This is a genomic window from Streptomyces sp. NBC_00012 (genome assembly GCF_045040875.1).
Lineage (GTDB): Bacteria > Actinomycetota > Actinomycetes > Streptomycetales > Streptomycetaceae > Streptomyces.
The window spans coordinates 4048199-4068301 of record NZ_CP108309.1 but is presented as its reverse complement, the minus strand read 5'-3'; the positions used below and the strand labels follow the sequence as shown (position 1 = coordinate 4068301).

26 protein-coding genes are annotated in these 20103 nt (G+C 71.1%); 18 read left to right on the top strand and 8 right to left on the bottom strand.

Annotated elements, in window-relative coordinates; genetic code table 11:
• The gene (locus OHA19_RS18685; RefSeq protein ID WP_405750836.1) at nt 1-1482 is read left to right on the top strand and encodes a hypothetical protein; all 1482 of its coding nucleotides are present in this window, start codon (nt 1-3) and stop codon (nt 1480-1482) included.
• A 132-nt stretch (nt 1483-1614) separates the two neighbouring features.
• On the top strand, nt 1615-2304 hold the full coding sequence (locus tag OHA19_RS18680; protein ID WP_405715153.1) for a DUF2993 domain-containing protein: 690 nt from the start codon (nt 1615-1617) through the stop codon (nt 2302-2304).
• An 88-nt stretch (nt 2305-2392) separates the two neighbouring features.
• Here the strand turns inward: OHA19_RS18680 and OHA19_RS18675 are convergent, their stop codons facing one another.
• Nucleotides 2393-2785, bottom strand: coding sequence for an SgcJ/EcaC family oxidoreductase (locus OHA19_RS18675; RefSeq protein WP_405750834.1), 393 nt, complete (start codon nt 2783-2785; stop codon nt 2393-2395).
• Nucleotides 2786-3124: 339 nt separating this feature from the next.
• Between OHA19_RS18675 and OHA19_RS18670 the strand changes: the two genes are divergently transcribed.
• From OHA19_RS18670 to OHA19_RS18655, 4 genes are all read left to right on the top strand, one after another.
• Nucleotides 3125-3232: a putative leader peptide gene (locus OHA19_RS18670; protein ID WP_350983699.1), complete on the top strand. Its 108-nt coding sequence runs from the start codon at nt 3125-3127 to the stop codon at nt 3230-3232.
• Nucleotides 3233-3391: 159 nt separating this feature from the next.
• Nucleotides 3392-4237 carry a sulfurtransferase gene (locus OHA19_RS18665; RefSeq protein WP_405715157.1) on the top strand — a complete coding sequence of 282 codons (846 nt, stop codon included), beginning with the start codon at nt 3392-3394 and terminating at the stop codon, nt 4235-4237.
• A gap of 50 nt (nt 4238-4287) precedes the next feature.
• Nucleotides 4288-4575, top strand: a complete 288-nt coding sequence (locus tag OHA19_RS18660; RefSeq protein ID WP_018490348.1) for a DUF1416 domain-containing protein — start codon at nt 4288-4290, stop codon at nt 4573-4575.
• Nucleotides 4576-4723: 148 nt separating this feature from the next.
• Nucleotides 4724-4981 (top strand): DUF3099 domain-containing protein, encoded by a 258-nt coding sequence (locus tag OHA19_RS18655; RefSeq protein ID WP_266730944.1) that lies wholly within the window; start codon nt 4724-4726, stop codon nt 4979-4981.
• 10 nt (nt 4982-4991) lie between these two features.
• On the opposite strand, the gene OHA19_RS18650 is transcribed toward OHA19_RS18655, so the two are convergent.
• Nucleotides 4992-5354, bottom strand: coding sequence for a DsrE family protein (locus tag OHA19_RS18650; RefSeq protein ID WP_124717294.1), 363 nt, complete (start codon nt 5352-5354; stop codon nt 4992-4994).
• Nucleotides 5355-5460: 106 nt separating this feature from the next.
• Here OHA19_RS18650 and OHA19_RS18645 point away from each other — a divergent pair, with 106 nt between their 5' ends.
• The 6 genes from OHA19_RS18645 to OHA19_RS18620 all read left to right on the top strand — a co-directional run bounded on the left by OHA19_RS18645 (nt 5461) and on the right by OHA19_RS18620 (nt 10418).
• Nucleotides 5461-6288 carry a hypothetical protein gene (locus OHA19_RS18645; RefSeq protein ID WP_405715160.1) on the top strand — a complete coding sequence of 276 codons (828 nt, stop codon included), beginning with the start codon at nt 5461-5463 and terminating at the stop codon, nt 6286-6288.
• Nucleotides 6285-7109 carry a hypothetical protein gene (locus OHA19_RS18640; protein WP_405715162.1) on the top strand — a complete coding sequence of 275 codons (825 nt, stop codon included), beginning with the start codon at nt 6285-6287 and terminating at the stop codon, nt 7107-7109. The genes OHA19_RS18645 and OHA19_RS18640 overlap by 4 nt, the downstream gene beginning before the upstream one ends.
• Nucleotides 7106-7972 (top strand): hypothetical protein, encoded by an 867-nt coding sequence (locus OHA19_RS18635; RefSeq protein ID WP_405750831.1) that lies wholly within the window; start codon nt 7106-7108, stop codon nt 7970-7972. Before OHA19_RS18640 ends, OHA19_RS18635 begins: the two co-directional genes overlap by 4 nt.
• A 325-nt stretch (nt 7973-8297) precedes the next feature.
• A complete protein-coding gene (locus tag OHA19_RS18630) occupies nt 8298-8870 on the top strand; it encodes an FABP family protein (protein WP_405715166.1) in 573 nt (190 codons plus the stop codon).
• Nucleotides 8871-8909: 39 nt separating this feature from the next.
• Nucleotides 8910-9395, top strand: coding sequence for a Fur family transcriptional regulator (locus OHA19_RS18625; RefSeq protein WP_405715168.1), 486 nt, complete (start codon nt 8910-8912; stop codon nt 9393-9395).
• 57 nt (nt 9396-9452) lie between these two features.
• Entirely contained in the window at nt 9453-10418 is a 966-nt protein-coding gene (locus OHA19_RS18620; protein WP_405715170.1) for a YgfZ/GcvT domain-containing protein, read from the top strand.
• Between the two features lie 10 nt (nt 10419-10428).
• On the opposite strand, the gene dtd is transcribed toward OHA19_RS18620, so the two are convergent.
• A complete protein-coding gene (gene dtd, locus OHA19_RS18615) occupies nt 10429-10878 on the bottom strand; it encodes a D-aminoacyl-tRNA deacylase (RefSeq protein WP_405715172.1) in 450 nt (149 codons plus the stop codon).
• Nucleotides 10879-10995: 117 nt separating this feature from the next.
• Between dtd and OHA19_RS18610 the strand changes: the two genes are divergently transcribed.
• The 4 genes from OHA19_RS18610 (at nt 10996) to OHA19_RS18595 (ending at nt 14779) form a co-directional block, all read left to right on the top strand.
• Complete coding sequence (locus OHA19_RS18610) at nt 10996-11610, top strand: ABC transporter substrate-binding protein (RefSeq protein WP_405715174.1); 615 nt, start codon at nt 10996-10998, stop codon at nt 11608-11610.
• A gap of 46 nt (nt 11611-11656) precedes the next feature.
• Nucleotides 11657-12640 carry an asparaginase gene (locus OHA19_RS18605; protein ID WP_405715176.1) on the top strand — a complete coding sequence of 328 codons (984 nt, stop codon included), beginning with the start codon at nt 11657-11659 and terminating at the stop codon, nt 12638-12640.
• Nucleotides 12641-12716: 76 nt separating this feature from the next.
• Entirely contained in the window at nt 12717-13967 is a 1251-nt protein-coding gene (locus tag OHA19_RS18600; RefSeq protein WP_405715178.1) for a GNAT family N-acetyltransferase, read from the top strand.
• Between the two features lie 164 nt (nt 13968-14131).
• A complete protein-coding gene (locus OHA19_RS18595; RefSeq protein ID WP_405715180.1) occupies nt 14132-14779 on the top strand; it encodes a TetR family transcriptional regulator in 648 nt (215 codons plus the stop codon).
• A 10-nt stretch (nt 14780-14789) separates the two neighbouring features.
• On the opposite strand, the gene OHA19_RS18590 is transcribed toward OHA19_RS18595, so the two are convergent.
• Nucleotides 14790-15314, bottom strand: a complete 525-nt coding sequence (locus tag OHA19_RS18590; protein ID WP_405715182.1) for a DUF2199 domain-containing protein — start codon at nt 15312-15314, stop codon at nt 14790-14792.
• Between the two features lie 61 nt (nt 15315-15375).
• On the bottom strand, nt 15376-16398 hold the full coding sequence (galE, locus tag OHA19_RS18585) for a UDP-glucose 4-epimerase GalE (protein ID WP_405750828.1): 1023 nt from the start codon (nt 16396-16398) through the stop codon (nt 15376-15378).
• Nucleotides 16399-16502: 104 nt separating this feature from the next.
• Between galE and OHA19_RS18580 the strand changes: the two genes are divergently transcribed.
• Nucleotides 16503-16865, top strand: a complete 363-nt coding sequence (locus tag OHA19_RS18580; RefSeq protein ID WP_405750825.1) for a DUF4180 domain-containing protein — start codon at nt 16503-16505, stop codon at nt 16863-16865.
• A 79-nt stretch (nt 16866-16944) separates the two neighbouring features.
• On the opposite strand, the gene OHA19_RS18575 is transcribed toward OHA19_RS18580, so the two are convergent.
• The 3 genes from OHA19_RS18575 to OHA19_RS18565 all read right to left on the bottom strand — a co-directional run bounded on the left by OHA19_RS18575 (nt 16945) and on the right by OHA19_RS18565 (nt 19311).
• The gene (locus OHA19_RS18575) at nt 16945-17865 is read right to left on the bottom strand and encodes an aldo/keto reductase (RefSeq protein ID WP_405715188.1); all 921 of its coding nucleotides are present in this window, start codon (nt 17863-17865) and stop codon (nt 16945-16947) included.
• Between the two features lie 72 nt (nt 17866-17937).
• Nucleotides 17938-18468 (bottom strand): hypothetical protein, encoded by a 531-nt coding sequence (locus tag OHA19_RS18570; protein ID WP_405750822.1) that lies wholly within the window; start codon nt 18466-18468, stop codon nt 17938-17940.
• 453 nt (nt 18469-18921) lie between these two features.
• Nucleotides 18922-19311 (bottom strand): hypothetical protein, encoded by a 390-nt coding sequence (locus OHA19_RS18565; protein ID WP_405715192.1) that lies wholly within the window; start codon nt 19309-19311, stop codon nt 18922-18924.
• A gap of 89 nt (nt 19312-19400) precedes the next feature.
• On the opposite strand from OHA19_RS18565, the gene OHA19_RS18560 reads away from it, so the two are divergent.
• Nucleotides 19401-20024 (top strand): TetR/AcrR family transcriptional regulator, encoded by a 624-nt coding sequence (locus tag OHA19_RS18560; protein ID WP_405750819.1) that lies wholly within the window; start codon nt 19401-19403, stop codon nt 20022-20024.
• Nucleotides 20025-20103: the final 79 nt, after the last annotated feature.

Sequence of the window (20103 nt, the reverse complement as noted above, 5' to 3'; positions counted from 1 at the left end):
ATGAGCAGCAACGATCAGCAGCATCCGTACGGACAGGACCCGGGGCACGGGTACGTCCCCGGCCACGACCCGTCGCACGGCGGGCACCCGCAGGCGCAGCAGATGCAGCAGCCGCAGCAGATGCAGCCGCAGCCGTCGCAGCCGCAGTCGTACGGCGGTCAGTCGTACGGCGACCAGGCCTACGACCACCAGTCCTACGGTGGTCAGCCGTACGGTGATCAGTCCTACGGCCACCAGTCCTACGGCCACCAGTCCTACGGTGCGCAGCAGCCATACGGCCAGCAGGCGCAGGCGCACGGCCAGTACGACCCGAACCAGGCACCTCAGGCGCCCCAGGCACCTCAGGCGGGCTCTGGGCAGGCCTGGCCGGCCGGGTATCCGCAGGAGCCCGCGGCGCCGTCGGCGCACGGTCCGCAGGACCCCGGCGTCGCGCAGACGTGGGAGGGCCAGACCTGGGACACCCAGTACCAGCCGGTGATCCACTCCGCGCAGCCCGTACAGCCCGTGCAGCCGGAGCAGCCCGCACAGTCGGCGCAGCAGCCCGTACAGCCCGTGCAGCAGCCCGTTCCTACCGCGGCCGAGACCGCCTACCTGCAGCCGCAGGGCGCCACGGGCGGGTACCCGCTCCCGCCCGAGGCGCCGGCGCCGGCCCAGGACGCGCCCACCCCTGCTTCCGGGCACGACGCGGCCGGCTACAGCGCCCCCACCACCCTGGGCAACAGCCGCATCACCGACGCCCAGCGGGCCCGCGCCGAGGGCCGCTCGCCCATCATCGCGCCGGGCATGCAGCCCGCCGCGATCACCGCCGGGCTCGGGGTCCTGCTGGCCCTGGGCGCCGCGATCGGGCAGTACGGCCTGGTCGTACCCCTGGTGCTGCTCCAGGCCGTGACCGCGGCCGGCTGGTTCCGGCTCAACGGCATGTGGCCGGCCCGGCAGGGCATCGCGCTCGCGTTCGCGGGCGGCCTGGTCGCCGACGTCGCGCTGCTCGCCGCGGGCCGGGAGAACGGACCGGCCGCCATCCTCGGCACCCTCGGCGTCTGGGTGCTGCTCCCCGTGGTCCTCCAGCTGCGCAGCCACGCGAGCGCCGACGAGCGGATGCAGGGGCTGATGGCCACCATCGCCTCGGCCGCGCTCTCGGTCCTGGCCGCCGGACACCTCGCGGCGGTCCCGGACGCGGTGACAGTGGGCGGGGTGGCCGTCGCGGTCGCCGTGCTCGTCCGCGCGCTGCCGCTGCCCGGACCGGCCTCGGTCGTGGTGGCGCTGCTCGCCGCCACGGGCGGTGGCGCCGCGGCCGGGGTGCTGACCGATCTGGGCGCGAAGGGCGCGCTGCTCGGCCTCGCGGCGGGGGTCTGCGCACTGATCGGGCTGCGGGTGGCGAGCTACGACTATCCGTCGCGCTTCGTCCACATGACCGCCGGTGTGGCGCTGCCGCTCACCGCCGCGGCGCCCGCCGTGTACCTGCTCGGCCGCGCGCTCTCGTAGCGCCGGACCGGGGCGCCCCGGGAACCGAAGAGGGGTTCCCGCTCGTCGATCACCCGGGGCGCCGTGCACGTTCGGTGGACGTGCGGGGCGCCAGGGGTCCGGCCGGATTGCAGGGTGGGGGAAAGAGCGGGCATGCGTGCACTGCGGATACTGCTGGTCATCGTGGTGGTTCTGGGCGGGATCTTCGTCGCCGCGGACCGGGCGGCGGTGTACTTCGCCGAGTCGGAGGCCGCGGGGCGGGTCCGGGTCACCGGTGCCACGATCGGCTCGACGGACATCTCCATCAAGGGTTTCCCGTTCCTGACGCAGGTCGCCGGGAATCAGCTCGACGAGGTCGACGTGGAGATCACCGGCATCGAGACCGATGCCAACGGCCGCAGGCTCCGGATCAGCAGGATGAACGCCGCACTGCACGACGTGAAGCTGTCCGAGGGCTACTCCAGCGCCACCGCCGCCCGTGCCACGGGCACCGCCGTCATCTCGTACGAGGACCTCACCAAGGCCGCCAGCGACGGCGTCGCGGTCGAGTACGGCGGCAACAACAAGGTGAAGGTGACCGGCACGGTCGACCTCCTCGGCCGCCCGATCTCGCGCAGCGTGCTCTCCACCGTCACCCTGGTCGACGGCCACACCCTGCGGGTGCGCGCGGACGAGGTACCGGGTGAGGACATCCCCGGGCTGGAGGGGCTGGTGCGCAAGAAGACCGACTTCGACCGCGAGGTCGGCGGCCTGCCGAGCGGCCTGAAGCTCCAGAAGATCCAGCCGACCGCGGACGGCCTGGAGATCTCGGTCACGGGCACGGACGTGGAGCTCGCCGGCTGAGGGCTTTCCCGCAGTCGCCGGCGGATCACCCCGCGCCATGCCTGGGACGACGATCCGGGCACGGCGCGGTCACCTGATCGTGCGGGTTCTATCCGACCCGCACTTCGGTGTTCTGGCATGCGTGCAGCAGCCACCTCCCGTCATCCTGCTTCGTCATGACGTAGAGCGGAGTGCCTTCCGCCTCGCCCTCCGGCGAGTGGTAGACCTGCCGAACCTTGACGGCCGCCACGTCGGGCCGCAGGAATCGCGTGTGCACTGCCTCGTAGGTGACCTCACCGTCCCAACTGGCCGCAGGCAGCACGGCGCGGGTGAACTCGGCGATCGCGTCGAAACCGATCAGGACCTTGCCGTGGCCGGTGGTCCAGAGAGCTTCGGGGTGGAAGAGCGCGAGGAACCCCTCGACGTCCTTGGCGCGCTGAGCGTGCTCGACAGTGGTGACGACCTGCTCGATGGCTTTGATATCCGCGGTTCTGGTGTCCATGCGGATCACCCTGATACCTCAAGCGGACTTGAGGTCAAGGCCCGGCCGCGAGATTGTCCGGACGGTCCTGGAACCCGTGTCGCCTCGGACCTCCCCGCACGCCCGAGTGCCTCGCACGCCCCGGCGCCCCGGACATCCCGGCGCGCCATGTCGCGTCACCGGGCGGGCCACATATTGAGACGGCCATGTCCGATCTGTAGATGTCCTATGCCCGCCGACGACGAGCGGGCGGCGCGGGGGGTGCTCCGCTCCCACTTGCGTCTCGCATCACGGACGATCGTGTCTCACGATGCGACACGGCGGTGACATGTCCGCCCGTACCTCCCTACGATCGGTCCCATGCAGTGCTCTATTGGCGGTCTCCCTCAGCGGGGACGGGCGGATCTCACGAAGCGGCGGGCAGTGGACCTGTGCCGCGTCGCCGCCATGCTCTGTCGCACTGTCTGAGCGGGAGCCTTCGGCACCCCGCATTCCCCCGGCCCCCGGACCGAGGTCAGGGCCCATCCCGATCGCCGTTGTACGTGTGCCGCACGCCGCGCCGCCGTACACCCGCATCACGCACCGTCTCGCATCATCTCGCCGCAGACTGCCCCGGAGGAGAAAAGAATGAGCCGCAGTGACGTCCTGGTAGACGCCGACTGGGTCGAGGCCCACATCGACGACCCGAAGGTCGCTCTCGTCGAGGTCGACGAGGACACCTCGGCGTACGAGAAGAACCACATCAAGAACGCGATCCGGATCGACTGGACCAAGGACCTCCAGGACCCGGTCCGCCGTGACTTCATCGACCAGGCCGGGTTCGAGAAGCTGCTGTCCGAGAAGGGCATCGGCAACGACACCACGGTCGTCCTGTACGGCGGCAACAACAACTGGTTCGCGTCCTACGCGTTCTGGTACTTCAAGCTCTACGGGCACCAGGACGTCCGCCTGCTCGACGGCGGCCGCAAGAAGTGGGAGCTCGACTCCCGCGACCTCGTCGACGGCGACCAGATCCCGTCCCGCCCGGCCACCCAGTACAAGGCCCAGCCGCAGGACGAGTCGATCCGCGCCTACCGCGACGACATCGTGAAGGCGATCGGCAGCCAGAACCTGGTCGACGTGCGTTCGCCCGACGAGTTCAGCGGCAAGCTGCTCGCCCCGGCGCACCTCCCGCAGGAGCAGTCCCAGCGCCCCGGCCACGTGCCGAGCGCCCGCAACATCCCGTGGTCGAAGAACGCCAACGACGACGGCACCTTCAAGTCGGACGAGGAGCTCAAGGCCCTCTACGAGGCCGAGCAGGTCGACCTGGCGAAGGACACCATCGCGTACTGCCGCATCGGCGAGCGCTCCGCGCTCACCTGGTTCGTGCTGCACGAGCTGCTCGGCCAGGAGAACGTCAAGAACTACGACGGCTCGTGGACCGAGTACGGCTCCCTCGTGGGCGTGCCGATCGAGCTCGGCGCCAACAAGTAACTCCGCACGACCCGGACCAGCACGACCCCCGACCCAGAAGGACGAAACACATGTGTGGAGCAAAGGCCGGCGGCCCCGACGCTTCGACCATCAAGCCCGGTGAGACCACCATCCAGGGCAGCGTGACCCGCGACGGCGAGCCCGTCACCGGCTACGTCCGCCTGCTGGACTCGACCGGTGAGTTCACCGCCGAGGTCCCGACCTCGGCGACCGGACAGTTCCGCTTCTACGCGGCCGAGGGGACGTGGACGCTGCGCGCCCTCGTCCCCGGCGGCAGCGCCGACCGCACGGTCGTCGCGCAGACCGGCGGCCTCTCCGAGGTCGCGATCGCCGTCTAGGGCGCCTCGCGCCGCGACACGGATCGGCCGAAGGGCCGTACCCCAGGGGGTTGGACGCCTTCCTGAACGGGGTACGGCCCTTCGTGCCTTTCGTACGGGCCCGAACGGGACCTGTGCCACCGGCAAGGGGCGGGCCTACGCTGGAGGTATGTACGCCCGACGCCGTCGCGGCTATTTCCTGATGATGGGCGGTTGCATCGTCCTGTTCGTATCGGCCTGGGCCTTTGTCAGGCTGTGGTCGATGCCCGCCGCGATAGCGATGTGCCTCGTCGCGATGGTGATCCCGCCCATCGCGGCCATGGTCGCCAACCGGCGGGGGCCGGACGATCGCTGGTGGGACGATCCGTCCGGCGACCCGAAGTCCGACGAGTGGTGGGACGAGCTCGACGGCAAGAAGCGGCGGTGACGTTCCCGCGTCAGTAGACGAGGGCCTGCACGCCGTCGGCCATGATCTCGCTGACGAAGACCTGGGCACCGGCGATCCGCACGCCCTCCAGGACGTCCTGCTCGGTGATGTCACGACGGGCCGCGCACTGCGTGCACAGAGTGATCCGGCCACCCGCCTGGATCGACTCGATCAGATCCGGCAGCGGCGCGGCATGCGGCAGTTCGAACTCGGCGGCGCGCCCCGGCAGCGCGAACCACGAGGACTCCCCGGTCAGCCAGAGCGAGACCTCCACCCCGCTGGCGACGGCGACCGCGGCCACCGTGAACGCCTGCGAGCAGCGCTCGGCGGAGTCGGCACCTGCGGTCACCTTGATCACGAGCTTCTTCGGCATATGCCGAACTGTAATCGCCGGGTGGGCAACCTCGTCTCCTCGGTGGCAGTCAGGTGTGTGCGCGGATAACGGAATCAGCGCTTCTGGTCTCGTGGGGGGACCCCAATTGGAACCGAAAGACACTATTTCCGACGGGCCGGCGCCCGAGGCCACACCGGTCGCCGCGCCCGTCGCCGCCCCGGTCGCCGCGCCCGTCGCGAAGCGCCCGCGCGGGCGTACGGCGCTGCTCGTCGTCGCTGCCGCGGTGCTCGGCATCGCGGGCGGCACCGCCGTGGGCTACGACGTGCAGGCCGGACGCGCCCCGACCCCGCTGCCCGCCCTGTCGCAGCCCGATCTGGCGTACCCGGCGAAGGCACTGCCCGCGGGCAAGGCCCCCGACCCGCTGCCCGCGGCCCAGGACCGTCGGCTCAGGACGGGCGGCGACCTGCGCAGGCTGATCGCCGACAGGCCCGCGGGCTGGAGCGACGACGACAGGGTGGTGCTGGGCTCCGGCGACGGCTGGCTGGACGCGGACGTCTACGCCGGCACCTTCGACGAGGGGGGCTCCATGTACGAGTACTTCCTGCAGACCGACATACGCCGGATCGCGGGCGCCGCCTGGAAGCGCGGGCAGTACCGCACCGCCGAGACGTATCTCGTGCAGTTCGGCTCGACAACCTTCCAGGGGGCCCGGGACTTCGCCCAGGCCCAGCTCGCGTACATGCCCGGAACCGAGATCGGCGCGGGCAACGACGGCGATGCGATCAAGGGCAGCGGCAACGGCCGCTACTACGTCTACGAGGTCGAGCGGAAGCCGGGCTACATGCCGAACTACCACGCCAGGGCCACCGTGTACCGCGGAGACATCGTGGCCGACATCCACCTCTACGACACCGTACCGATCAGCAAGAAGGACATCCGGACGTTGGCCGAGAGACAACTGGAGCGCCTGTGAACGACGAGACCGCACAGGTGACCACGCCCGACGAGAACACCGGCGCCCCCGGAACCGCTGCCCCCGGAACCACCGCCTCCGGCCGTTCGCGCCGGGTGATCCTCATGGCGCTTCCCGTCGTGCTGGTGGTCGCCGTGGTCGCAGGCGCGGCCGTGTACACCGGGAACGCGGTGGACGGCGCCGACCGCAGCGCCGGAACCGTCCTCTGGAAGAGCCCCGCGCACAAGCCGGGCAAGGACCCGGCCGGTGACGTGGCGCGGGGCCGGACCTCCACCGCGCTCAGCAAACTGCTGCTGCCGGTCCCGGCCGGCTTCCGGCTCGGCCCCGACAACGGCGAGCTGGGCAACGACGGCGAGCAGAGCGGAAAGCAGGCGACCGCCGCCATGAAGCAGAGAGCCCGCGGGCTCGCGGGCAAGGAGCGCCGGGCCCATGAGAAGCGGATCGACAAGCTGCGTATCGAGGGCATCGCCACCCGTTCCTACACCGAGAACACCAACACCCTGGTGATCAGCACCGAGATCATGCGGATGAAGGACAAGAGGGCCGTCCGGAACCTCTACACCTTCGGGACGGGCCTCCGGGAGTCCATCGACGTCTTCCGCACGGAGCCGAGGATCAAGGGGCACACGAGGAACGCCAGGTGCTACGTCCTGCGCAAGGGCGGCAAGGACGACATCGAGTCGATGGACTGCCTGGCGTACGACGGCGAGCTGAGCATCAGCGTCTCGGCGTCCGGCACCAAGCCGTTCGACCGGTCGGCCGTCGCCGAACTCCTGAGGGACCAGCTCGACCACATCGCGTCCCCGGGGGAGTACATATGACCGAGCAGACGACGGAAACCGCCGGGACCGCGCCCGCCGCGCCCGCCGAGGCCACCCCCGTACCGCAGGCGCCCGAGCCCTTCCCGGACCCGGCCCCGGCGCCGAAGCCGTCGCGGCGTGTGCTGCGGGCCGTCGCCCGGTGGACCGTCGCCGCCCTGGTCCTCGGGGGATTCGGTGCCGGTACGGCCTTCGGCATCACCTCGATGGAGCGCACCGACGTGCCCGGCCTGGCCACCGGGAGCGACGGCCGCTGGGACTATCCCGAGCTCAGCCTGCCCGCCCTCCCGGCCGGCTCGCCCCGCCCGTACAGCGACGGCAACGTGGCCGAGATCCACCACGCCGACCTGCGGCGTCTGCTGCTTCCCGCCCCGGCCGGAGCGATCGTGGACAAGAAGCTCGACGGCGGCTGGGTGAGCACGGAGCAGTACCTCTCCGGGTACGTGAAGGGCGAGCGCTCCGACCTCACGCGGACACTGAAGGACTCGGCTCCGCGGCACGTCGCCGCCCGCGGCTGGACCATGCCGGACGGCACGTCGACCCGGATCTATCTCGTCCGGTTCAACTCGACGGCCTTCGCCCAGTACTTCATGGACTCGATCGCCGGCAACGGATCGGATGTGCCGGTCGTCGGGGCGCCGGAGACGGTTCTCGACGAGGGCTGGAGCGGCGCCGGCAAGGTGGAGGGCACCTCCTCGTACGTGTACGAGGAGGCGAAGCCGTACGGCGAGGCGCAGGTCCGTCAGGGCTATGTGGTCGCCGGCGACACGCTCGCGCTCGTCGTCCAGTCCCGCAAGGGCAAGGAGGGCACCCCGGGCGTTCCGTTCCACCAGACGGTGATCCTGCAGAACCAGCTGCTGGGCTGACCTGCCCGTCGGCCGTCCCCGAGCAAACCCCGAACCGGCGGGCCGGGCCCCAACCCATTAGGCTGGGCCCGGCCCCGTACTGCTGCCATAACGCTCGTTGCAAGGAGTTCCCGTGCTTGAGGCATTCTTCTCCGCCCTGCTGGTCCTGGTCTGCGTCGGCGTTCTCGCCTTCGCCGGACTGACCGTGAAGAAGCTGTACCAGGGTCAGCGCTGACCCTGTCCGCAGCCTCCGTCCGCGCGGGTACCCGTCACGACAACGTGACACCTCGCACCCGATGTGTCACGTCCGTAGTCACCACCACCTCACAGATCGTCTGAGCCGCTCATGATCGAGATTCCGTCCGACCTCCACCCGGACCTCGTCCCGCTGGCCTTCCTCCTCGGCAACTGGACGGGCGTCGGCGTCTCCGACTTCCCCGGTGCCGAGCAGTGCAACTTCGGCCAGGAGGTCTCCTTCAGCCACGACGGCCGGGATTTCCTGGAGTACGTCTCGCACACCTGGGTGCTCGACTCCGAGGGCAAGAAGGTCCGGCCGCTGGAGTCCGAGTCCGGCTACTGGCGCATCGACAAGGACCGCAAGGTCGAGGTCGTCATGTCCCGCGACCAGGGCGTCATCGAGATCTGGTACGGCGAGCTGGCCGACAAGAAGCCGCAGATCGACCTGGTCACCGACGCGGTGGCCCGGACCGCGGCCTCCGGCCCGTACAGCGGTGGCAAGCGTCTGTACGGCTATGTGAAGAGCGACTTGATGTGGGTCGGCGAGAAGGCCACCCCCGAGGTGGAGCTGCGCCCGTACATGTCGGCGCACCTGAAGAAGGTCGTCACCCCGGAAGAGGTCGAGGCGATGGCGAAGAGCCTCGGTGACCTCCCGGACGACGGCATCGCCTTCTTCAAGTAGTCAGGCGGGCAGGTGCTCACCCGGTCCTACACTGGGCGTGTGGTGAGCACCGACTGGAAGACCGATCTCCGGCAGCGCGGCTATCGGCTGACGCCGCAGCGGCAGCTTGTCCTGGAAGCCGTCGACACGCTGGAACACGCGACACCCGACGACATCCTCTGCGAGGTGCGCAGGACCGCGTCCGGCGTGAACATCTCCACCGTCTACCGGACGCTCGAACTCCTGGAGGAGCTCGGGCTGGTCAGCCACGCCCATCTGGGGCACGGGGCACCCACGTACCACCTGGCCGACCGGCACCACCACATCCATCTGGTCTGCCGCGACTGCACCGACGTCATCGAGGCCGATGTCGCCGTCGTCGCCGAGTTCACCGCGAAGCTCCGGGACGGTTTCGGGTTCGAGACGGACATGAAGCACTTCGCGATCTTCGGCCGCTGCGCCGGGTGCACGGCGAAGGCGGCAGCCGGGGGCGCCGAGAACAGCGGTCGGCCGTCCACCGAACCGGCCGACGCCCCCCGCCCCTAAGGCCCGGTGGGCGGCCTCTCCGGTCGTACCGTTCAGACCGCGTCGTACGCTGGTCGCATGAAGAGCCCCCTGCTGTCCCTGCCCGGCGCCGTCCCCGCCGAAGGCCGCGACGAAGGCGTCGCCGCGCACTACGGCGATCTGTTCCGCGAGCAGCGCGCCCTCGCCGACGGCTCCGGCCTCGTCGACCTCTCGCACCGCGCCGTCGTCACGGTGACCGGCAGCGACCGGCTGGCCTGGTTGCACCTGCTGCTCACCCAGCACGTCAGCGAACTCGCCCCGGGCCAGGCCACCGAGGCCCTGATCCTCACCGCCAACGGGCACATCGAGCACGCCCTCTACCTCGTCGACGACGGCGAGACCGTGTGGATGCACGCCGAACCGGGCACCCAGGGCGATCTCATCGCCTACCTGGAGTCCATGAAGTTCTTCTACCGGGTCGAAGTCGCCGACCGCACCGAGGACTTCGCCGTGGTGTACCTGCCGGCCGGCTCCATCGCGGAGGTCCCGGACGGCGTGACGGTACGGGAGACGGCGTACGGGCGGGATCTGTTCCTGCCCCGCGCCGCCCTGGAGGAGTACGCGGCGGCGCACGGCCCGGTGGCCGGCATCCTGGCGTACGAGGCGCTGCGCGTGGAGGCGCACCGCCCGCGCCTCGGCTTCGAGACCGACCACCGCACCATCCCGCACGAGCTGGGCTGGATCGGCACCGCCGTGCACCTCCAGAAGGGCTGCTACCGGGGTCAGGAGACCGTGGCCCGGGTGCAGAACCTGGGCAAGCCGCCGCGTCGGCTGGTCTTCCTGCACCTCGACGGCAGCGAGGTACTGCTGCCCGGACACGGCACCCCGGTGCGGCTCGCCGCAGACGGCGCCGAGGGGCGCCAGCTGGGCTTCATCACCACGTCCGCCCGCCACCACGAGCTGGGGCCGATCGCGCTGGCCCTGGTCAAGCGGAACGTCGCGGTGGACGCCGAGCTGCTCGCCGGGGACACGGCCGCCGCCCAGGAGACGGTCGTCGAACCGTAAGGCCCTCGGTTCAGACGTCGACGACGACGGTGAACGGGCCATGGTTCGTGAGCGAGACCCGCATGTCCGCCCCGAACCGGCCCGTCTCCACCTGCGCGCCCAGCGCCCGCAGCTGCTCCACCACCTCGTCGACCAGCGGTTCGGCGACCTCGCCGGGCGCCGCCGCGTTCCAGGTGGGCCGGCGGCCCTTCCGGGCGTCCCCGTAGAGAGTGAACTGCGAAATCACCAGAAGCGGCGCATTCACATCGGAGCAGGACTTCTCGCCCTCCAGGACGCGGAGCGACCAGAGCTTGCGGGCGAGCTGCGCCGCCTTCTCCGGGGTGTCCCCGTGGGTGACTCCCACCAGCACACACAGTCCTTCGCCGACGATCTCGCCGACCACCTCGGGCCCGCCCGCCCCGTCCGCGCCGTCGGTCACCGTGACGCTCGCGCCGTTTACCCTCTGTATCACTGCACGCATACAGACCAACCTATCTTGGGCTGAACGGGTACAGAGCATCCACACAGACCCCACCGGAGTGGCACCATGCTCGGGAGGCGGTGTGCCGACGCACCGGTCGAGGGGATGGACACAAGCATGAGTACCCATGGAACCGGGCAGTCCCCCGGCGCCGTACCGGTCACGCGAACCGGCGCCAGTACCAGCACCAGCACCATCCGGCCACCCGTCCAGCGAACCGGTCACGGTCTGGAGGACGGCCTGTCCGCCGGGCCGCAGCCCGAGCTGGGCACCCTGCGGCTGCCGGAACTGCGCACGCTGCGCCGCGAGTCGCAGCGCGACGAGGCCGACCTCAGCTATGTGCGCCGGCTCGTCCAGGGCCGGATCGACATCCTGCGCGCCGAGCTGGCCCGGCGGCTGGACCCGGAGAAACCGGTGGTGGACCGGCTCTCGGAGATCCTCACCGACCCCCCGTCCCAGCACCGCTCCTCCGCCCGGCACGTCACGCTGACCACGCCCCGCAGCGACGAGTACCGCCGGCTGGCCGCCGAGACGCTCGCCGAGGTCGAGCTGTCCGACCTCGACGCCCGTACGGACGAAGAGCTGCACACCGCGATGGGCCGCCTGGTCCGCTACGAACAGCAGGTCTCCCGCCGCCGTCACCAGCTGCAACGCACCACTGACGATTGCAGCGCGGAGATCGCCCGCAGGTACCGTGATGGTGAAGCACAAGTAGACGACCTGCTCTCCTGAAGCGATCCTTCCGGGGGCGGGTTCCGCTCGCCCCCGGAAGGCCACCATGACCTCCAGCGCCGCCCCCGCCGCACCGTCCGCCATATCCCCCGCTCTCCCCGTCCTGGCCGAGGTCGTACGGTCCGGCTTCGTGGAGGGACACCACCGGGGCTCGCTGGTCGTCCTCGCCGCCGACGGCAGCGTGGAACGGTCCCTGGGCGATCCGACGGCGCCGGTCTTCCCGCGCTCCTCCAACAAGCCGATGCAGGCCGCCGCCGTGCTGCGGGCCGGGCTCGATCTGTCCGGGGAGCGGCTGGCACTGGCCGCCGCGAGCCACTCCGGCGAGGGCTTCCACCTCGGACTCGTCCGCACGATGCTCGCCGAGCACGGACTGACGCCCGCCGATCTGCAGACCCCGCCCGACCTGCCGCTGGACCCGGTCGAGGCGGAGACGTATCTCGCCTCGGGCCAGGTCCGGGACCGGGTCACGATGAACTGCTCCGGCAAGCACGCGGCGATGCTCGCGGTGTGTGCGGTGAACGGCTGGGACCGGGCGTCCTACCTCGACCCGTCGCACCCGCTCCAGCAGCTGGTCCACCGGGTCGTCGAGGAGGCGGCCGGGGAGTCGGTGTCGGCGGTCGGTACGGACGGTTGCGGGGCGCCGCTGATGGCGATCAGCCTGGTGGGCCTGGCGCGGGCGTTCCGTACGTTCGTGCTGGCGGAGCCGGGGACGGCGGAGCGGCGGGTCGGTGACGCGATGCGGGCCCACCCCGAGTACGTGGCCGGGACCCGCCGCCCCGACACCTGGCTGATGCGGGAGGTGCCGGGCACGCTCTCCAAGATGGGTGCCGAGGCGGTGCAGGCGGTGGCGCTGGCGGACGGCCGGGCGCTGGCCTTCAAGGTCGACGACGGTGCGACGCGGGCGCTCGGTCCGGTGCTGGCCCGTTCGCTGCGGCTGCTCGGCATCGACGCCCCGGTGGTCGCCAGGATCGGAAACGCGCCACTGCTGGGCGGCGGCGGCGAGGTCGGCGAGATCCGGGCGGCCTTCTGATCCGTCCGTGCGACGGCGCCGGGAGCGGCGGAAAACAGGGCGACATCCCGTGAGCTCTGTGCATAGCGTGGCTCGCATGGCTCTCGACATCCGCACGGTCACCGCCGACGAGTTCCCCGACTGGCTGCGCGCCAAGCACACCGGCTTCCTGCGCCCGCCGACGGGCACGGAGGAGGAGGCACGAATCCGTCTCCCGCACACGGACCTCGCCCGTACCCAGGGCGCCTTCGACGGCGGGCGCTGCGTGGCCACGTTCCGTTCCTTCGCGCAGGAGCTCACGGCCGTCGGCGGCGCCGCGGTGCCGGCCGACGCGATCTCCAACGTCACGGTGTCGCCCACGCACCGCCGCCGCGGGCTGCTCAACCGGATGATGGCCACGGACCTGGCGGCGGCGAAGGAGCGCGGCGAGGTGGTCGCCACGCTGATCGCCGCCGAGTACCCGATCTACGGGCGGTACGGCTTCGGCCCGGCGACCTGGACCACCCAGTGGGAGATCGACGTACCGAGGACGGGGCTGGACCCGCACAGTCCGGGCCTCTCCGAGCAGGACGGCGGCCGGATCGACCTGGTGAGCGGCGCGGACGTACGCAAGCTGGGCCCGGCGATCCACGACCGGCTGCGCGCCCGGCAGCACGGCGCGGTCGACCGTGACGCGCGCTGGTGGGAAGTCAGCACGGGCGAGGGCCTGCACGACCCCGGCAACTGGACGGAGCCCTTCTACGCGGTCCACAGCAACGCGGCCGGCGAACCCGACGGCCTGATCGTCTACCGGGCCGACGGCAACTGGAGCGACGCCAAGCAGCCGCTGAACCGGGCCACCGTGGTCGGCCAGATCGCCGTCACCCCGGCCGCCGAGCGTGCGCTCTGGCACTTCGTCTGCTCGATCGACTGGATCACCACGGTCCGTTCCGGCTACCGCGCCCCCGACGACCTGCTGCCGCTGCTCCTCCCGGACCCGCGCGCGGCCCGCATCGTCACCCAGGCGGACTGGCTGTGGGTACGGATCCTGGACGTCGCACGCGCCCTGGAGGCCCGCACCTACGCGGTACCCGGCACGCTCACCCTCGACATCCACGACGCCACGGGCCTGACCGCGGGCCGCTACCGCCTGGAGGCCACCACCTCCGGCACGAGCTGCACCAGCACCACGGCGGACGCCGATCTCGCCCTGGACGTAAGGGAGTTGGGCACCCTCTACCTGGGGGACGAGTCACCGGCCCGGCTGGCGGCCCTGGGCCGGATCGAGGAACTCGCGCCGGGCGCGGTGGCGACGGCGGAGTCGATGTTCCGGGCAGCCCGGCGGGCCTGGTGCCCGGATGTGTTCTGACCCTTCCCGCCCTCAGTCGCCGATGTCAACGTGGCTCGCCCCGGTCACCACCTCACCCGGACCCGCCGCCGGTTCGGGCAGCTCCGTCCGGGGCCCGTGGGACCGCTCCCGGACGCCTCCGGACGTCAAGTCCGCTTGAGGTCAAGGGCGTACGCTTCGGGGTCATGGACGGAGAGAAGACCGGGCCCGGGACGGCGGGGGCGGCCCACGAGCAGATGAGCCTGCGGGAGCGGAAGAAGCAGCTGACCTACCAGGCGGTCTCCGAGGCCGCGATCGCGATGTTCCTGGAGCGGGGCTTCGACAAGGTCTCGGTGGCTGAGGTGGCGGCGGCGGCCGACATCTCGAAGCCGACACTGTTCCGGTACTTCCCGGCCAAGGAGGACCTGGTTCTGCACCGGTTCGCCGACCACGAGGACGAGGCGGCCCGCGTGGTCGCCACCCGTGCGGAGAACGAATCCCCGCTGGACGCGCTGCGCCGCAACTTCCTGGACGGACTGGAGCGGGGCGATCCGGTGACCGGGCTCTGCGATGTGCCGCAGGTGCTGGCGTTCCAGCGGCTGCTGTACGGGACGCCGTCCCTGGTGGCCCGCCTGTACGGCTACCAGAGCCGCTCGGAGGCGGCACTGGCCCGTGCGCTGGGCGACCGGGCGGCGGACAGGCTGGCGGCGGGCCAGATCATCGCCGTACTGCGCATCCTCGCCCTGGAGAACTGGCGGCGGATGGACGCGGGGGAGAGCGTGCGGCAGGTGCACGCGGACGCGGTCGAGGCGGCCGAGCTGGCCTTCGCGCAGCTGCGGTCGGGGCTCGGGTAGCAGCGCCGGCTCAGGAGGTCCGGTCGTCCTCGGCGTGCAGCACCGCTTCGGCGATCTCCCGCACCCGGTCCCGGGTGATGCCGGTGCGCTGTTCCACGGCGAGGGGGTGGTCGGTGGGCTCCAGCTCGATGCTGGGGCGCCGGCCGATCGGGCGGGTGTGGGCGTTGGTCCTGAGGTTGGTCGTGCGGGGCGAGTACAGCCCCAGCTCGGTGCTCAGCCAGCCGAAGTACGGCTGCTCGGACTCACGGCCGGGGGTCTCCCACACATCGAGGGCACGGGTGAAGTTCTCCCGGCTGAGCGAGACCCAGACTCCCCAGGAGAAGGGCTCCTCGCTCCCGAGCACGGGTATCTCGATCAGGCCCTTGATGAAGTAGTGCTCGTGTCTGACGATGCACTGGTCGGAGGAGAGCATGCTGTCGGAGTCGCTCTCCAGACCCGCGTCCCAGATGTCGGGTGCCATGGTCGAGTACCCCATCGGGAGTTCCGCGTGGTGTTCGCCGCAGCGGGAGCAGATGTAGCCGGGGTCGATAGCCATGGGCGGATCCTAAGGGCCGGGGCCCGGGCCCTGCGGCCGGACCGCTGTCGGCTGCTTTCCGTCACGTCGGCTGTTGCGCCGAGTCCTTGAGCACGTCCTCGCGTACGGCGGCCCATTCCAGGGAGTGGCGGATGCCCTCCCGCAGCGAGTACCGCGGCCGCCATCCCAGCAGCCGTTCCGCCCGGTCGCTGCGGGTGTACGCCCCCGCCGCGTCGCCCGGCCGTGCCGCGGCGTCGACCGCCGGCACGGGGGTACCGGTCACCTCGTCGAAGGCATCCAGGAGTTCGCGCACGGTGGTGCCCGTTCCGGTGCCCAGGTTGATGACGGTGGACCCCGGCCCCTCTCCCCCTTCGGGCAGGAGGGTGTCGAAGGCGTCGAGCGCGGCCACGTGCGCGGTGGCCAGGTCCCAGACATGGACGTAGTCCCGGATGCCGGAGCCGTCGCGCGTCGGGTAGCCGGTCCCGGTGACCCGGAACGGGACGCCCTCCTCCTGGGCCTGGATCATTTTGCCCAGGGCGTGGCTCGGGCGCCGCAGCTGCAACCCGGTGCGCATTTCCGGGTCCGCGCCGATCGGGTTGAAGTAGCGCAGGGAGACCACCCGGAGCGGCCGGGTGGCGGCGATGTCGGCGAACATCGCCTCGCACACCGCCTTGGTGCGCGCGTACGGGCTCTGCGGGGCGAGCGGGGAGTCCTCGTCGACCGTCAGATCCGCACCGGCGGCGTAGATGGAGGCGGACGAGCTGAAGATCATGCGGGTGCAGCCGTTGCGCAGCAGATGGTCCGCGAAATCCAGGCTCTTGGCCACGTTCGCCCGGTAGTAGCCGACCGGGTCGGCCACCGATTCCGGGACCACGATCAGCGCCGCGCAGTGGACCACGGTGTCGATGTCCGGGTGCTCGGCGAAGACCCGGTCGATCAGGGGGCCGTCCGCGATGTCGCCCTCGTGGAAGGCCCGGCCCCGGGCGAACTCCCGTCTGCCGGTGACCAGGTTGTCGAGGACGACGGGAGTGATCCCGGCGTCCTCGCAGGCGGACGCGACCGTGCTGCCGATGTACCCCGCGCCTCCGGCGATCAGGACCTTCATGCGGTATCCGCCTCTCCGACCGAGTTCGTGAAGGGATCGTAGGCCGAGCAGTGGTCCGGGAAAAGCGATGACCGCGTCCACGTGGGCGATTAGCCTCGATCCCCATGAGCATCCTGCGGACCATCCATGACGTGCCCGTGCTGATGTGTGCCGAGGAGGGCGCGGCCATCGGCGGCGAGCGGGACGCCCTGGATCTGATCGGTGACGCCGGGTACCAGGGGGCCCGGTGGGTCGTCATCCCCGCCGGACGGTTCGACGCGACGTTCTTCCAGCTGCGCACCCGTATCGCCGGCGACATCATCCAGAAGTTCGCCAACTACCGGCTGGGGATCGTCGTCCTCGGCGACATCTCCCGCCACACGGAGGCCAGTCCGGCGCTCCAGGACTTCGTCCGGGAGTGCAACCGGGGGCAGCAGACCTGGTTCCTCGCCGACGCCGAGGAGCTGGGGGAGCGGCTGAAGAAGTAGGGCGCCCGCCCGCCGGACCGTGCCGGGGCGTGCGGCCCGGCACGGTCCGGCACGAGTGCCGCCGAGGGCGGTCCGGCTCTCAGCCTCGGCGTCCGAGCAGCGCCATGTCGTCCTCGTCGAGGACCAGGCGCCCCGCGGCCATGTTCTCCTCCAGGTGGGCGAGCGAGGCGGTGCCGGGGATCTGCACGATCGAGGGCGAGCGGGCCAGGCCCCATGCGATGGCCACCTGGTGCACCGTCGCGCCGTGCCGCTCGCCCACCTTCCGGAGGTTCTCCTCGCCGAGATCGGTGTGACCGCCGCCGAGCGCGAAGAACGGCATGTACGCGATGCCGGCGTCCGCGCACTCGTCGACGAGCGCGGCGTCGGCCTGGTCGAGTACCCCGAAACGGTTCTGGACGGCGGCGACCGGCGCGATCGACCGGGCCTCCGCGAGCTGCCCGCTCGTCACGTTGCTGACTCCCAGCTGCCGGATCAGCCCTTCCTCGCGCAACGCGGCCAGCACGGCGAACCGTTCACCGATCGGCTCCGTGCCGTCAACGCCCAGCCGTCCGACCCGCAGATGCACCAGGTCGAGCGTGTCGACCCCGAGGCCCTCCAGGTTCCGCTCCACCTCCCCGCGCAGCTGATCGGGGCGGGCCTCGGCATACATCTCGCCGCTCTCGTTCCGCAGCGGGCCGACCTTGGTGGCGATGGTGACGTCCGGGGCGTACGGGAACAGCGCCTCGCGCAGCAGGTCGTTGGCCCTGTGGGTGTCGGAGAAGTAGAAGGCGGCGGTGTCGATGTACCGCGCCCCGAGCTCGACGGCGCGCTGCGCCACGGCCACGGCCTTCGCCGGGTCGCCGGCCGGTCCGCTCCACCGGCCCGGCAACTGCATCGCCCCGAAGCCGAGCCGCGGGATGGTGACGGTGCCGCCCAGCTCGAAGACGCCGGGGCCAGGGGTGGCGCCGGTGGTGGACGGGGAACCGGAATCGGGGGTCGGAAAGATCTCTGAGGAGGTCATGGGGGCAGCATCGCGCCCGGAGGGCCGTCCCGTCACCTCCGTGTATCCGTACGACGGTTCCGTTCTTGCGGGTCAGCCGAGCGGCGAGGCGTGGCCCGGCCTGCAGCCGGAGGGGACGCTGTTGCCGCTGATGTCGAAGTCCCCGCAAGTGAGGAAGACATCGTTGAACTTGCCGAGCAGGAAGGCGAGTACGCCGACGAGCGCGACGACACCGATGACCGTCCGGCGCTGGTGCACGGAGAGTTCCGACTCCCCGAACAGCAGGAGCTGGAGGAGCACCCAGGTCAGCAGCGGGGTGCCGACGACGCTGATGATGCCGCCGATCAGGAAGAGCGCCTCGCCCTGCCAGTTGCCGCTGTGCCGCGGCACGACGGCGGCGAGCACGATCCAGACGCTGGGCAGCGACAGGCAGGCCCAGTACGCCCAGCCATGGCGCGGCCCACGCTCGCGCATCAGGTAGCCGGCCAGCAGGACGGCCGTCGACACCGCCCAGAGGGTGAGCATCTGGTAGTAGAAGATGACGTTGTAGGCGCCGAGCGTGAACGCGGGCTCCCAGACCGCCAGCGCTCCGCCGCCCGCGATCACGGCGGTCCTCGGCACCACCGGGGCACCGCCGCGAGCGAGCCCGCTCCCGAGCCCGTGTCCGCTCCCGAGGCCGTGCCCCCGCCCCCGCCTCCGCCCCCGCCCGCGTCCCCGCGCTGCGGGGTCGGTGGCTGCATTCTCGTCGTCCCTGTCGTCAGCCATGAGGATCCGTCTCCGGCACGGGGATATTTCCGGATACGTTACCCAGAACCGGGCTCTTCCCAGGCGTGATCGGGCCGCCGCAGGGGGAACCCCTGCGGCGTTCTTCCCGCGGCGTTCGCTCAGTGGCGGCTCGGCGGCTCGGCGGCTCGGCAGCTCGGTGATCCGGAGGAATCCGTCGCCGCCGTGGGCCTCGGAGGCGTGGACGACATGGGCCATGGAGGACGCCGCCGAGGCGCAGCTGCTGGAGCTGGGCGCGGGCAAACCGGATCACCGGCCTCAGGAGGCCGGCGGGGCGCGGGCCCGTCCGGCGGATCAGGGCCGGACAGGCACCAGCAGTGCGGCGAACGCGATGGGTGCGGCTGTCTGGTACCCGATCCACACCTCACCTCCGGCGCTGTTGCCCTGCCACGCCAGCAGGAGACCGGCGGCGGCCGTCAGCACCCAGCCGCTGTCGTAGGCGGCCATGAGCCGCAGGTAGGTGCGCAACGGTCGCCGGCGCGCGTACCGGATCTCGATCCCGCCACCGACCAGCAGGGCCAGGCCGGATACGGCCATCAGCCAGGCGGGCACGCCGAGCAGCCGGCCGAGCGGGGCGGCGCCGGCGATGTAGACGGCGGCGAGCAGCACCTTGAAGACGCCATCGGCGACGATCCCCACCGTCCAACGGGTCCTCGGCGATGTCTCGACCTGGGTCGTGAGCATGAGCGTTCCTCCCCAAAACTCGTACCGGAGCTAGTAACGCGACTGGTCTGGTTCCGTAATGAGATTACGGCAATAATGAAACTATGAGAATGACGAGAGCGGAGGCCAAGGAGCGCAACCGCCGAGCCTTGCTGGATGCCGCGTTCCAGGTCGTCTCCCGGGACGGGTACCGTGCCAGGCTCGATGAGATCGCCGACCGGGCCGGCCTGACCACCGGTGCGATCTACTCGCTGTTCGGGAGCAAGAACGGCCTGGTGGTCGCCCTGGTCGCCGACCATCTGCGGCCGTACTACGAGGAGATCGAGCGGGCGGTGCCCGCTGAACTGGATCTGCTCGAAGCGGTCGACGCCTTCGCCCGGCACTACCGGCGCGGTTGTGACGCCCCGGACGCGCTGTCGGGTCTGTCGCTCCAGATCACACTGCTGGACATGGCCCTGCACGACCCGGAGCTGGGCGGCCGGCTCGCCACGTCCGTCCGGTCGCAGGAGACCCACCTGATCGCGCTGTTCACCGGAAGGCCGTACAACGGCGGCGTCGTGACGTCGCATCAGGCGCAACGCCTGACCACCGCGCTCAGAGCGCTGTTCGTCGGCCTCACCCAGGGCGTCGCCCTCGGCCTCGCCCCCGGTGCCGACGAGCAGTACTTCGCCGACGCCGCCCGCGCTCTGGTGTCCGGCCCGTCCCTCATCGATCACGACGCGGATCCTTCGTGAGGGGCACCGCGACTCGTACTCGGAGGGATCCTGCGCGGTGGCGGTCCTGGCCCCGGCCAGGCGTGGCATGGCGGCGCGG

Excerpts from the sequence above, each read along its gene's own strand:
- OHA19_RS18685 (WP_405750836.1), top strand. The coding sequence starts at position 1 with ATGAGCAGCAACGATCAGCAGCATCCGTACGGACAGGACCCGGGGCAC.
- OHA19_RS18680 (WP_405715153.1), top strand. The coding sequence starts at position 1,615 with ATGCGTGCACTGCGGATACTGCTGGTCATCGTGGTGGTTCTGGGCGGG.
- OHA19_RS18675 (WP_405750834.1), bottom strand. The coding sequence starts at position 2,785 with ATGGACACCAGAACCGCGGATATCAAAGCCATCGAGCAGGTCGTCACC.
- OHA19_RS18670 (WP_350983699.1), top strand. The coding sequence starts at position 3,125 with ATGCAGTGCTCTATTGGCGGTCTCCCTCAGCGGGGACGGGCGGATCTC.
- OHA19_RS18665 (WP_405715157.1), top strand. The coding sequence starts at position 3,392 with ATGAGCCGCAGTGACGTCCTGGTAGACGCCGACTGGGTCGAGGCCCAC.
- OHA19_RS18660 (WP_018490348.1), top strand. The coding sequence starts at position 4,288 with ATGTGTGGAGCAAAGGCCGGCGGCCCCGACGCTTCGACCATCAAGCCC.
- OHA19_RS18655 (WP_266730944.1), top strand. The coding sequence starts at position 4,724 with ATGTACGCCCGACGCCGTCGCGGCTATTTCCTGATGATGGGCGGTTGC.
- OHA19_RS18650 (WP_124717294.1), bottom strand. The coding sequence starts at position 5,354 with ATGCCGAAGAAGCTCGTGATCAAGGTGACCGCAGGTGCCGACTCCGCC.
- OHA19_RS18635 (WP_405750831.1), top strand. The coding sequence starts at position 7,106 with ATGACCGAGCAGACGACGGAAACCGCCGGGACCGCGCCCGCCGCGCCC.
- OHA19_RS18630 (WP_405715166.1), top strand. The coding sequence starts at position 8,298 with ATGATCGAGATTCCGTCCGACCTCCACCCGGACCTCGTCCCGCTGGCC.
- OHA19_RS18620 (WP_405715170.1), top strand. The coding sequence starts at position 9,453 with ATGAAGAGCCCCCTGCTGTCCCTGCCCGGCGCCGTCCCCGCCGAAGGC.
- dtd (WP_405715172.1), bottom strand. The coding sequence starts at position 10,878 with ATGCGTGCAGTGATACAGAGGGTAAACGGCGCGAGCGTCACGGTGACC.
- OHA19_RS18610 (WP_405715174.1), top strand. The coding sequence starts at position 10,996 with ATGAGTACCCATGGAACCGGGCAGTCCCCCGGCGCCGTACCGGTCACG.
- OHA19_RS18605 (WP_405715176.1), top strand. The coding sequence starts at position 11,657 with ATGACCTCCAGCGCCGCCCCCGCCGCACCGTCCGCCATATCCCCCGCT.
- OHA19_RS18600 (WP_405715178.1), top strand. The coding sequence starts at position 12,717 with ATGGCTCTCGACATCCGCACGGTCACCGCCGACGAGTTCCCCGACTGG.
- OHA19_RS18595 (WP_405715180.1), top strand. The coding sequence starts at position 14,132 with ATGGACGGAGAGAAGACCGGGCCCGGGACGGCGGGGGCGGCCCACGAG.
- OHA19_RS18590 (WP_405715182.1), bottom strand. The coding sequence starts at position 15,314 with ATGGCTATCGACCCCGGCTACATCTGCTCCCGCTGCGGCGAACACCAC.
- galE (WP_405750828.1), bottom strand. The coding sequence starts at position 16,398 with ATGAAGGTCCTGATCGCCGGAGGCGCGGGGTACATCGGCAGCACGGTC.
- OHA19_RS18580 (WP_405750825.1), top strand. The coding sequence starts at position 16,503 with ATGAGCATCCTGCGGACCATCCATGACGTGCCCGTGCTGATGTGTGCC.
- OHA19_RS18575 (WP_405715188.1), bottom strand. The coding sequence starts at position 17,865 with ATGACCTCCTCAGAGATCTTTCCGACCCCCGATTCCGGTTCCCCGTCC.
- OHA19_RS18565 (WP_405715192.1), bottom strand. The coding sequence starts at position 19,311 with ATGCTCACGACCCAGGTCGAGACATCGCCGAGGACCCGTTGGACGGTG.
- OHA19_RS18560 (WP_405750819.1), top strand. The coding sequence starts at position 19,401 with ATGACGAGAGCGGAGGCCAAGGAGCGCAACCGCCGAGCCTTGCTGGAT.